Genomic DNA, 12,446 nt, shown 5'->3' with positions numbered 1-12,446 from the left:
TTAGATTAGATTTGTGCTAATTTTTTACAATACCTAGAGCAAAGGTCAAGCATTTATCCATATCAGGCAGCTTTGCTTTATGGACTAGAAGTATCATCTAAATTTGGGTCTCCAGAATCACCAGTATCTAAATTAGGATTATCTGGATCATCTTCGTCATCATCATCTAAATTAGGATCATCTGGATCATCTTCGTCATCATCATCTAAATTAGGATCATCTGGATCAACCTCTTCGTCTTCGCCAGATCCTATTTCATCATCATCTGGTGCATGACAGTTACTATAGCATGCAGCATGACAACCAATATCCATTTGATCGGACGGGCTTGGCATTGTAAAGTCATCTGATCCATCACCACTGTATTGTGCATATAAATCCGAAATCTGTGGCAAGTATTCATCAGCAAGGCTTTTACCATTTACACCAATATTATTGATAATACTTAATAATGCAGGCTCAATGGCATTTTTAATATGAACGTTATTGATCATATTCTGTAATAGTGTGTATTCCGGACTTGCCAAGTATATTCCATTCTCTTTTGACCCAGATGGGTATTCAACCTCAAGTATACCATCTTGATAATGGGCAGCATCTGCGATACCTGCAAATATCTGAATGAGTACAGCAGTAGATAGAATTGAAATTGACGGAGGGGGCTTATGCATCTTTTCTATACTCTTCTTTAAGTTTATACTTTACTTGTTTTTTTAGAAGGTTATTTAAATTTTTTTTACTTTTTGTATTGTTGAGCTTTTCTTTTATATCCCTATGGAGGGCATTTAATGATAGATTGATTGTAGAGCGCAAGTTTCCAGCACCCCCTACAAGGATTGGTTTAATACGTTCCAGAATTCTCTGCTCATCTGCTTCGCTTAAAAAAAACCGCATCCGATGTGTAACATATTTGGGCCCCCGTGCGAGAGGAGGGTGTAAGTTGCCAGTTAGATGCTCTTGAACTATTCCACGTAAGAATGATCCAATTGGATATATCTGCCTTGTGCTATGTGTGTGTTGCATGTATCGCAAAGTAAGTATCTCTAAGTCATTGTAGAAATCCTCCCGCTCCTTCAGGTTACTTTTATATGACGGAAAGAGGCTTACACTCACATCTAAGTGCTCAAGGTCATCTAATAAACTGGAAAAATCCCTGACCTGAAGAAGCTGGTGTGGATTGATTTCTACAATGACATTTATCCCTGTGCTGACCAAATAAATGACTACATCCAGCCAATCTTCACAAAGGCTTCCATCATTCAACTCGATAGATATACTGACCTCTTTGATATTATATGGCGAGCTAGAAATATAGTGATTTAGTGTACTCAAGTTATCATTGCAATTGAGCTGTAGGCCCCAGATAGCATGTACTTTCTTGCTAGATCCGATGGCGACTATACCTTCTGGGATGCCTGTTGGCTTTCCCCCTTCATCTGCGACAAGTTTTGATAGTGTAATCATATGGAAAACTTTCAATAATGGTTACTGAAACCAGTTGTTCAAGCCTGAGCGCAGTAGGTCAATGCAAGCTCCTTATTCCCCGGTACCTCTAGCCACCCTCGTATAAACTTCAGGTGCGAATAGTACCCCGAACATTCATTACCTTCATCGAGAAGATTATTTGATGTTATTGGGCATCCTGATTTACAGAACGAGCTATTTTCACAGGTTGAACAATTGCTATTCCGGTGACCAAAAGTCTGATACCTTGTCCATTTTCGGCGAAGTGATGAGCCTATAAAGGCGGTATAACCATCAGTAACATTACTGAATGCTTCTTCAAAGGAACTGCGATCTGGACAACTATTCAAGCTACCATCAGGTTCAATCACAATGAAACTGGTCTGGCAACCACCGCCCCATCGGTCTCCTTGTAGGCCGTAAATAATACCATATATTGCGGCCTTGATAGCTCCAACCAAGGGAGAAGATCCTGTCTTCCTCATCCGCTCCATTAGGGCATCAAACAGATTATTCAAAAACTGAGCGTGCTCTTTGTTTGAAGGCCGATCAACCGATATAGTATTGTCAGAAAAGTTATTGTATCTTTCTACAGAGAATATCTTAAAATGATGGGAAACCATCCAATCTAATATTTGAAGTTCATGGCCTATGTGGTGCTTACATGCGACCATAGTCGGGATAACTTCAATATCAGCAGAGCGCGCTTTTTCAACCTTCTTGAGCCATATATCATGGTAAGTTGAAACGGATCCATTTAACTTTCTGGGACCAAAGTCAATGGAGCTTCCTATCCTTGATCTAAGGTTTTTTTTGATAAACGGGATATGCTCATCTTTCAATGGTATCAAGGATGTTTGTATCGACTGGGTAAATTTTGGCAGATATTGTTTCAATATCTCTACAGCGCCAGACAAGTAATTTGCAGATAAGGATAACGGCTCGCCCCCGTGCCATATAATATGAGGGGTTCGCTTATCGCCATATTTTTGAGCCTCACTTAGGAAGTAACCTACTTTGTGTAGTGTTTTTTCGCTCATTTTTTCTTTGCTCATCCTAACGGACTCAGGCAAAAAACAATGAGAACACCCAATGGTGCATCTATTGGTAGGTTTTAGGTAAACAACCGGCATCTACTCAAAGCCCTCAGCCATAAAAACAATATGTGCGGGCAATAACAGCCTTTGCAGTTCCGGGCATATCTTCCTGACCACGGAACTCCACCCGCCAGAAATTACTATCAACACTAACCGCATACACATCATCATATACATCCACATATGAATCGTCATCAATGATAGTGCCTCTACTATAACGTAGACCATTAAGATATCGGGCTCTATTGGAGTTTTGTTTTCTATTTATAAAAATTCTAGCGCGGCTTGGATCTCCACCGCATTGCGGTTTATACACCAATCGTTGGGTGCTAGTTTGCGTTGACAGCCGCTGATAGGAATATTGAGCAACCATCCGTGGCAGCAGGTCTGATAATTTAATATTATCACCAGCAGAAATCCCTCGGCCTGTACTATAAACAACCGAGTCCATATCCATTTTATCAGCCTGTAAATCTTCGGTTTTGGTGGTTTTAATGGTAGCTGTGTTTGCTACTCCAAGATTTTGTTCAGCTGTCACGTCTCCAGACAAGTAGCTATTACCATCAACATAAAGGTTCAATCTAGCTTTCAAGTGCTCTTCAGCTACGACATTTGACTTAGCAACTATATGTCTATTTGCATATACATCTCTATTTGCATGTACATCTCTGCTGGCTAGCACATCCTGACCAGACCAAACATCAAGGACGACTTTCAGATTGTTGCCGACTTCAAGATCCGTATTACCTGTAATTTTGCTAACATTTTCAAGGGAGTGTCCATTCATATCTATAGACGTGTTCATCCTGTTTGCTTCTGGAATTCCTATATCATTGCGATAAAGATAGTCAGTAAGAAGTCCCTCATCGGTGAATGCCAGAGTTGACATGAAATGTCCCTTACTTGGCTTGACACCAGTTGTACCCCAGTTGGTTGCTTTGTCTTGCCAGCCACCTTGAAAGCCAGTGATGTAGCCTGAAGTACCACTTAAAGGATTTGACAGCATATGTCCCCCGCTGGCTCCAACGAAGGTGGTAATAAATCCTAGGAGATCATCCGAAATTGTAAGGCCGTCATATGATGTTATTAGCGCATTAAGTCCACCAGAACTATTTTTTTGGATCAAGAGAGCATATTTTTGATTAAATCCGTTTTTGTTAATGTAGCTGTCAGGAAGGAAGCCCATACCCTGTAAGGAAGTGCTTGGTATTGTTGCTGTTGCAGATGTGCGTCCTACAGAAACAACTTTTACTAAGGGTGCTGAAGGGGCGGTTGACTGAAGAGATGTTTTATTTGCTTTTATATACTCTGTAGCGGCTACCCGAATATCAATTATCTGATCTGCCAGTGCTTTGGCTCTTACTTTGATCATCGTTTCATTTGTCATTCTGACGAATGTTGTCATCATAACTGCAATTATGCCTACAGCAAGCAAACTCTCAATAAGGGTAGCACCCCTTATCCTTCTTAAATGAAGCTGCCTTTTTGTATGGATAGTATGAGATGTCATGCCAGCCTCCTAAATGCGTGTAAGTATAGTTGGGGTTCCATTTGGCAGTATTTTGCCACCGAAGGGACTAGGAAGGGTTACCTGAGAACTAGAGGGAGCGGCTGTTGGAATTCTACTAATTATTCTACTAAGGCTTGCATCATAGTACCCTACACTTAAAGAGTGCCCCTCAAAAATTGATAAAAGCCCGGCCGTTAATACTTCAAATGATATGGATGCCTTTCCAATAGGTTCCCTAACAGCATATGTAACCACAGAACTGGATGAAGTGTCGAAAATGCTTTCGAATGTCTTACCATCTGAGTAGTAAGAATTGCTCAAATTATCAGGCAGATATGAAGGTACATTAACAACACCGTTTACACAGCTGGTATTTGCACAATGCTTCGCAGCAACAGTATGGTAAACAGCCATATGATGGGCTACACCTCGGCTATCAATCACCTTGGAAGGCTGGACTTCACGAGACAAGAAGCTGACCGTTGCAATCAGGAGCAGCATTACACTCATACTATAAATTGCTTGCATCTCGATCCAACTCTATTCATGTACTCGTTTTTTTAGAAGTCGTTTGCTTGAAGCTGTAATAGACTCAAGTCTTTTAGCGCTTCCGCCCCCATCCTCAATTTTCATTTCACTTGCCTGGGCGGCAATATACGTGCCCAATTTCGGGATGTCCCCTTTTTTGATCAAATTTCGTATTCCCGCATCATTTTTGTCAATAAACAAAGTTTCTACGTTAACTTTTTGAAACTTGCCGCTTCTGCTATGCATCATTCTTTGATGTATTACTGCAACTAAACCTGTAGACAATTGACTGCTTGCAAATGTTTCACTCATCCCTTTTGAGGCAGCAAGAACGATCATCGCCTCAATAGCCTCCTGGACATTACCTGCGTGGATAGTTGAAATTACCAAGTGCCCTGAAATTGCTGCCCGTAGTGCCGCATATGCATCCTCAGCTTCGCGCATCTCACCCAGCAGAATGAAGCGAGGGTGTGCACGCAAAACAACTTTTAACGCATCAGAATATGACTGCCCTGATTTCAACTCTGTCTGGAAACAGTAACCTCCACGCTTACCCACTGGACCACTTAAAGTCATTTCGACAGGGTCTTCTATCGTAATGCCAGTATTACCCAACGTGCTTAAGTAATATTTCAATAAGGAATATGCTGTTGTTGTTTTACCGTTCCCGGTTCGACCAGCAATGAGAATTAGGCCACCACTATGGCCGATCGCAGCTAATCTACGCCCTCTAGTCGGGGTAAATATATTCAGATCCTGAATATTCGGGACATTGGCCATTGCTCTTCTGGCAACATACAATTGTCCTTGCACTGTACTGAGAGCTGCTATCCGATAACGAATACCACCAAAGTCAAGAAAAAATTCATCCTGTCGTGCCGCTTTGCGTAGGATTAGTTTGCCTAGTTGATCCAACTCCATGAGGACACTGGCAGGTAATCCGTTCAGGTTATTATCTTTATAGTCAAATCCCTTTATCATAACCTTCCCATTCGCGGAAAAATAAATATCCGTAAATGGTAGGGTTGATAACCTTTGTACGACTGTACTGCTCAGCGCATCTTCTAAGTCCTTGGTGTCGTCTAATCGGGCATTCATTAAATCATTTGACATTAATATGGCTCTTACATAGACGAACTCAAGTGCGTCGTTAGGATCTGCATACTTAAGAAAATCCAAAGCACAATCATAGCAAAACTGGATAGGGCTAGAATACTAAGTATCTTTGCAACTTTCGCAAAGGTCGATATGTTTTCGTCTAGCCATTGATCAGCCAACTCTTCAACAATCCTATCGAAATTCTTAAGTTCCGAGTATGCTCGCAAGTTCATAACGGCGCGCATTGTGGGGAATACATAACCACTTTTATACAAAGATTTGCCAATATTATTGCCGTTATCGTTTTGATATTTTATTTGCTGCAGTCTTTCTGCATACCATGGAGAAGCTGTCCTAAGTAAAGTTGGCAAGATCTTTGGTGCTGGCATACCCGTTGACATCATGCTTGAAAACGACATCAAAAATCCAGAACCAACAATAATACGATATAGTGAATATGGTGGTATATAATCGACATATTGTCGTACACGACCAGTCCAGCGCGGTAAGCTCCAAATGATAGCAAATACCAATAGAACTAATAGTATTATGCCTGATATAATATTATTATCAAGAAAACCAGATACTGTTGCCAGACTATGTGGTACACTTGGCCACTGTTCTATCGGTAGCATATCAGAGAATGTCGGTATGATTTTCTTTGACGTGTATATCAAAAACAGAATAGCAAATGAAAACAGAAAAATAGGATAACCTAGAGATCCCCATAAAGCACTTGAAATTTTAGAACCCGCAGCACTAACTCTTAGGTAACTTTTTATTGCTTTTGGAGGGTTTCCCGCAGCGTCTCCAGCACTAATGATTACACGGTTACTTTCAGGGATCCACCCCGCCAGCGCTTCTCCTAACCCTAAGCCATTTTTAATTACACGAGACCATTCTTTTGCAGCAACTGCACCTATAGCTTTGGGTTTTTTACCATCAAAACTTTCACAAAGATATATATTATCTAATGCCTTGGTTATAGTCATGCCAGCATCCAAAAACTGGAGAATTTGCATCAATAGATCATTTTGCTTACCTTTTGAAAGTTTAAATTGGAGCTGAATAAACTTTAGTTCAATATTATTCATTGTTATTGCTCCAATTTATCTTTCAAAATCTCTTGAATTCTTTCCTTTTCTACCTGCTGAAGCAAACCAATTTTTGACTCCACATCACGTGGATCCAAAATACCCCTACACATCTTTAAAACCCCATGCTCAATCATTGAAATCCCATTTAGATAGTCTTTCCAATATGTAATGGCTTTAGATCTCTGGTTATCCCTAGCTAAATCAAGAAATTGCTGATCTGTTACTACCGTTTCGGAGATAACTGTCCGCCCTTTATAATATTTAAGTATATTTTTTCCATTACCAGCACAATCAGCTACATTAATATACCTTGCATAGTCACCTACCAAACTTACAATTGTTTCGTAAGTGCTCTCACTAACGTAGCCCTTTTGAACAGCCACCTTCAGGTTGATTGTTTTCGTTGTATCTAGTACGGGTGCCAAACGTTGCCCGATAAGCCCTCGAACAATACCTGCCTCATAAATATAACTTGGACTAATCTGCATTTCTCTCAATCTTATCAAGATCGTGAATGCATCATTTGCGTGAAGCGAGCTCCATACACTGTGACCAGTGTTAGCTGCTTCCATAGCTAAGGTTCCTGATTCTTTATCACGAATTTCACCAATCATGATAATGTCTGGATCCGAACGTAGCGCTGATCCAATAGCTTTGTTAAAAGCCTCACGTCTCTTAGAAGACGTATCAGCATTCGTTACCGGTATCTGAACAGCTCTTGGTATTTCATATTCTGGAGGGTCTTCAATGGTTAGTGTTCGTTTCCCCGGCTGTTCCTCCATAATTTTACCGAGAGTGTTCTTTAGAGTAGTGGATTTACCAGATCCAGTTGGCCCTGCAATAATTACTGCCCCTTCAGGATGCTTTCGCATTATAGAAATGTCTTTCATATGATACGCATCAAATCCTAAATGGACTATGTCATTACTACTATCCTTACGCATCGGCAAAATCCGCACGGACAAATTAAACCCATCTGGAGATTGAGGATTAAACTGTAGTCGTAAGGCTTGAATATTATTGGGCAATGATACATCGCTACCAGTAGCACTGATACGTGCTCCCTGAGGAGTGCTAGGGGTATAGTTTGCGTCTGCCTCATCTGCCATGTTGAATGCCGCACCAAGTAAAAGCTTCCCATCAGCCGCGGGTAATTCCCGCAAAGGAATTATGTGCCCATCAATACGCCCTTCAATACGAGTTTGGAGGTTCTTTACTTCAAAGTGAACATCTGTAGCGCCATTCCTGAATGCCGTATCAATAATCTCAAGAAACTCTCTCTGACGCTCTACACCTTCATTGGCATTATCCTCTTCACCCAAACGTATACTACGATCATTTAGAGTGCGAATAATGTGTTCTTCAACGAGAAAAGCCTTGAACCAACGAATTCTCTTACGTGTTAGTGTCACAATTTGTAAGAGAACGTCTTCATCCTTGGAGCGTTTCTTATCGAGAAGGACAATAAGATTATCTTTAGGTTTCCCAATAATACAAATGGCATTACAAAGGTTCCCATTAACTTCAGCAATACCACCCTTTAAAGTGTGAACGGGTCCAGTATAGTTCCTAATAATTAAGAGCTGATCATCCCTTGGTGTATGAAATTTACTAATTGCTGAGGCATGTGGTGATCTTATCTGAGGCAAATTAGGTTCAGAGAGGGGAGCGGCCTCTACTCTGGCTCTATTTATCTTGCTAGGTACGCTTTTCTTACCTGTGGCGGCTGAGTGTGCTATTTTCTTCCGCCCCAAAGTTTCATTCTTTAAGGGTAACGGATTGCCATTTTTTTTTCTATGGTTAGAAGGCACAATATTATTGGCATTAGCGCTGCTCTTTTTAAATACAGAACGTATCGCGTCATTAAGACCCACACCGTATCCTTCCTATACTAGGATGATCAAATGAACAAATTAAGAGCCATAGGGCCTTGTCAAAGGAACGCTGGTACCTGATGGTAAGGTTATCATGGTATCACTATCCGTTACTACAATTCCATTTTCACCTATTTTGTGTACTCTCATTCCATTTGGCAAAATCGTCCCAACATTTACAGTAACCTTGCCATGGTAAGGAACCAATAGAGTTGCTTGTATTTTTCTACCTACACCACTAATGCCATATACAACAGGCAAGCTCTTATCTTGTTTAACAGCTCTGGGGGCTTTGGAACGGATTTCACGAAGTTGTTCTTGTAAGGCAGCATTTTCCCTTTCTAATTCAACTACTTTCTCATTGAGTTGATCTTTGCCATTTACTAATACCCAAAGCTCCTTAGCAAGCTTTGCCTCTTCAACCTTCTGCCGCATCAAGAGTATTTTATGCTTCTTTGAATTGAGTTCATCGACTGTAAGGCTCTCCTCAGAGGGCAATGATCCACCCATCAGGTTTTCAAGTGCTTCCTCTGCAGTTCGGGCCATTTCTAGCAATCGTTCAGCTGAATCATCCAAACTCGCCCCATCTGGTAATACAACGGATACACCAGGATCATCAGCGTCAGCATCTTGACCTTGATTACTGATGAGATCGAAGCCTTCAGCGTTGAAGTTTGTATTCTTCTCCTGCGCATAAGCCGCATGTAAAGTCGTGAGAGGTATAACTACGGCCGCAGCAAATCTAGCTAGTCGCTTGAGGGATCTTTTCATATGCTTTTCCATTTATTGTCCAGTCTCCACTGATCATGTTGTAATCAATTTCCTCAAAAATCAGGCCTGGCAGCAATCGAAATACCTCATTAAACTTTGTTGGTATGAGGTTAGTTTTGAATGAGAATGAAACCTGGCGAGAATACTTATCACCCGTCACACTTTCAAAGAAAATAGGTATATGCCTACTTTCAAAATAGGACAACAAAGCACCCTTTATGACGGAAATTTTAGCACTCTCAATATCTAGAGTTGTCCTAGGTAGGTTCTTCAAATCCCACTGTACAGACACTCTCTGTCCACTTCCCACAGGATCAGGATAGATAGACGGTTTAAAGGTATCAGTTATCAGTTGGTGCTGGACCCACTTAAACGGACCACCATCAAGTTCTAGCTTACCTACACGGTCTATACGCGCTGCAATATACCCACTTTTACAGAGAAACCCCTGCACTTTCCATCCTGCCAAAATAGCCGGGAATGAAGAGATTTCCTTTACACAAGACTGTAGAACAGCATAACCACGTGGTTGATCCTCCCATGGCATAGGAGGAATGGGTTCAGGCTCCTGCTTTACAGCAAAGTTATCAGTTGCATTTTCAACCTTTGTTTCAATCGCACGAGCAATCCGGGCTTTTTCTGCTGCATCAAAATAATAGAATGATCCAATGGCGCACGTAATCGTAGTAGCAAATATCAAACCAAGCTTGAGTAAAAGCTTGCTTTGATTTACCTCTTGCAAAACTACATTGGTTTTCTTTGGTAAAAGCGCTTCAATCGAAGTAGGCTTTGTACCATCTATATGAAATGATTTAGGTGCAAACACTTCGTCCCATTCACGGGACTCCAGAAGGTCTGCAAAGACCGTTTGCACTTCATCATAGTCACTAAATATCTGATCAACAGTATCATCATTTAGAACTTCACCATTTTCACATGCAATGATGTAGTATCCAGAATCTACCTTAAATGCACCAACCCATGTGCCAACCTGTGCCGAGGCCATACAGCCGGCAAGTGCCGGCATACCAACCTTATGCCCGAGCTGGTTAAAACCCAGCCCATATTGGCGTACGTAACCTTTTAAGATAACGTAAAAATGAGCTTGCACCCCCGGCTCTCTTGCCTTTTTACGCGCATAAGAGCCGATGTTACCTTTCTCACTAGGGCGATCCCAAACAAGGCCTACTGCATACTCTTTTTTACCAACAGTAACCCTAGAGAAGTTCGTTGCTGTATTATTTACGCCCTCACCACTTAAACTAGGCTCTGTTTCGGAAAGGGCCGAAAGTATCTCATCGTTTCCCGACATTTAGCCCCTCCGCCTAATGTCTAGTAGGGTAGGGGTAATCGAAATAACAACAATTTCTTTTTTTAAAGATGATGCGCGTGATCCACCCAATAACTGGAAACGAGGGCTACCTGTACCTGACATTTTTCCAGCTGCGCTAACTTGCTCAAAACCTGCCAGGACGAGTGTGGATCCATTGGGGATCTTGGCATGCTGTACCAAGTTACGTTGATTAAGTCTGCGAAGTTGCACACTAGTGCCATTTGATTCAAATGTATCAAATCCGTCATTTGCACCAGTCAACTCACTAATTGTAATACCGTATTGTAGCAATAAATCTCCAGAACGATCTACCCGTGGTAACAACTGTAAATTAAAGCCAGCTGACACTGTACCTGGCTCAATTGATGACTCCGTGCCTTCTTCTGTAGTTGTTACTTGTACTGATCGTACATAATCCCGTTGCTCGCCAACTTGCAGTGGTACGGGAATGCCGTTAAGTGTTGTCACACTTGCGGTGGTTACTACTGATACATCACCTTTTGAAGACAAAGCTTTGAGAAGAAGGTTAGAGCCATTCGTGCGGTTGTTTGGGTTTAAGATCGCCCAACCTAAGCCGCTACCACCAGCTCCAGCAACACTTGGTACCGAAGTTGTTGTTCCTGCGTTACCAATAGCTAATCCATATTTCCCGGCTGCCTCAACAACAGCTCCAATATCAATATCAAAATCATCTGTGTCGGTTACAGATACAGTATAAACTTTCACTGACAGAGCAACTTGTTGTGACAATCGATCATTTATGATCTTTAGATACGATGCCACTCGCTTTTGCGTGTTTGGATCAGCTGTAACAGTTACAACTCCAGTTGCCATACTAACGGAAAAACTCTGTCCACTATTTTCTGGGATAATACTAGCCAGTCCCTTGTCCAACTCAGTCCAAACATCACTCGTAGATTTGGTCCCAGCTGACTGGCCAGATGTCACGCCTCCAGAATCTGCAGAGGTTTGTGAGTTAGACGCAAGATCAAACTGCATAGAGGCAACACTTGGAAGTGCAGGAATGTCATAGGTTCTGGTCAATACACTATCAAAAACAACAGTTTCACCATCATAACGCCATGAGAGATTGTAGTTCGCAGAGACAATGTTTAACAGACCACTCAATGCGCCCTTGTAGTTTAATTGAACAGTTTGCATTTCATCATCACTCTTACCAGAACTTCCCATCACTGATGTTGGGTTAGTCAAAGCAGCAAGTCCAGTATCCATCGGGAAACCTTGCGGAACTGGTCCAGATGGCATTTCACTTGTCGCATTGGTATCTATAGGCGACGAAGCACCGCCAAAAGCAGATTTATCGGCAGTGGCCAGTATAACTGGGATCTGAGTATGCTGAGTGATAAAAGTTGCAATCTCGCGGAGTGTGAACGGGTCTTCGCGGGAAATAAATATTCCAGATTCTCGCTCATATCGTGCAGGAAGAGGGGTGCCTCTCTCATTTCGAACTCCATCACTGCCAATATATACACCCGCCACTTTCTGGATCCATGAAATATCTGTGGCTTTCATGGGCGCAGCCGCTACATCAAGTAACTTGGAACTCTCACTTATATTATCTTGGGTTTTCTTATGTGCGCGTTCATACATTGATGTATTGCAGCCAACTAACAGTAAGCAAAACAGTAGTGCAATAAGATTTCTCTGAGTCAT

Annotated in this window: 11 protein-coding genes; all 11 read right to left on the bottom strand. The window is 41.6% G+C overall.

The window, feature by feature from the left end; all coding sequences use genetic code 11:
• Positions 1-77: 77 nt before the first annotated feature.
• Genes P6574_RS20685 through pilN form a run of 11 tightly spaced genes read right to left on the bottom strand, consistent with a single transcriptional unit; the run spans position 78 to position 12,446 of the window.
• Positions 78-671, bottom strand: coding sequence for a hypothetical protein (locus P6574_RS20685; protein ID WP_310622239.1), 594 nt, complete (start codon positions 669-671; stop codon positions 78-80).
• On the bottom strand, positions 664-1,464 hold the full coding sequence (locus tag P6574_RS20680) for a hypothetical protein (protein ID WP_310622238.1): 801 nt from the start codon (positions 1,462-1,464) through the stop codon (positions 664-666). The genes P6574_RS20685 and P6574_RS20680 overlap by 8 nt, the downstream gene beginning before the upstream one ends.
• 38 nt (positions 1,465-1,502) lie before the next feature.
• Positions 1,503-2,597 carry a radical SAM/SPASM domain-containing protein gene (locus P6574_RS20675; protein WP_310622237.1) on the bottom strand — a complete coding sequence of 365 codons (1,095 nt, stop codon included), beginning with the start codon at positions 2,595-2,597 and terminating at the stop codon, positions 1,503-1,505.
• 13 nt (positions 2,598-2,610) lie between these two features.
• Positions 2,611-4,071, bottom strand: coding sequence for a shufflon system plasmid conjugative transfer pilus tip adhesin PilV (gene pilV / locus P6574_RS20670; protein WP_310622236.1), 1,461 nt, complete (start codon positions 4,069-4,071; stop codon positions 2,611-2,613).
• A 9-nt stretch (positions 4,072-4,080) separates the two neighbouring features.
• Positions 4,081-4,581: a hypothetical protein gene (locus tag P6574_RS20665; protein ID WP_310622235.1), complete on the bottom strand. Its 501-nt coding sequence runs from the start codon at positions 4,579-4,581 to the stop codon at positions 4,081-4,083.
• Between the two features lie 30 nt (positions 4,582-4,611).
• Positions 4,612-5,712: an ATPase, T2SS/T4P/T4SS family gene (locus tag P6574_RS20660; protein ID WP_310622234.1), complete on the bottom strand. Its 1,101-nt coding sequence runs from the start codon at positions 5,710-5,712 to the stop codon at positions 4,612-4,614.
• A gap of 11 nt (positions 5,713-5,723) precedes the next feature.
• The gene (locus P6574_RS20655; protein WP_310622233.1) at positions 5,724-6,791 is read right to left on the bottom strand and encodes a type II secretion system F family protein; all 1,068 of its coding nucleotides are present in this window, start codon (positions 6,789-6,791) and stop codon (positions 5,724-5,726) included.
• 2 nt (positions 6,792-6,793) lie between these two features.
• Positions 6,794-8,668, bottom strand: coding sequence for a GspE/PulE family protein (locus P6574_RS20650; RefSeq protein WP_310622232.1), 1,875 nt, complete (start codon positions 8,666-8,668; stop codon positions 6,794-6,796).
• A gap of 39 nt (positions 8,669-8,707) precedes the next feature.
• The gene (pilP, locus tag P6574_RS20645; RefSeq protein WP_310622231.1) at positions 8,708-9,439 is read right to left on the bottom strand and encodes a type IV pilus biogenesis protein PilP; all 732 of its coding nucleotides are present in this window, start codon (positions 9,437-9,439) and stop codon (positions 8,708-8,710) included.
• Positions 9,411-10,751 (bottom strand): type 4b pilus protein PilO2, encoded by a 1,341-nt coding sequence (pilO2, locus tag P6574_RS20640; protein ID WP_310622230.1) that lies wholly within the window; start codon positions 10,749-10,751, stop codon positions 9,411-9,413. The genes pilP and pilO2 overlap by 29 nt, the downstream gene beginning before the upstream one ends.
• Positions 10,752-12,446, bottom strand: a complete 1,695-nt coding sequence (pilN, locus tag P6574_RS20635) for a PilN family type IVB pilus formation outer membrane protein (protein WP_310622229.1) — start codon at positions 12,444-12,446, stop codon at positions 10,752-10,754. It abuts the gene before it with no gap.

The sequence above is a fragment of the Pseudovibrio sp. M1P-2-3 genome (assembly GCF_031501865.1).
GTDB classification, from domain to species: Bacteria; Pseudomonadota; Alphaproteobacteria; order Rhizobiales; family Stappiaceae; genus Pseudovibrio; species Pseudovibrio corallicola.
The sequence above is the reverse complement of the archived record's forward strand: the minus strand, read 5'-3'. Positions and strand labels throughout refer to the sequence as shown.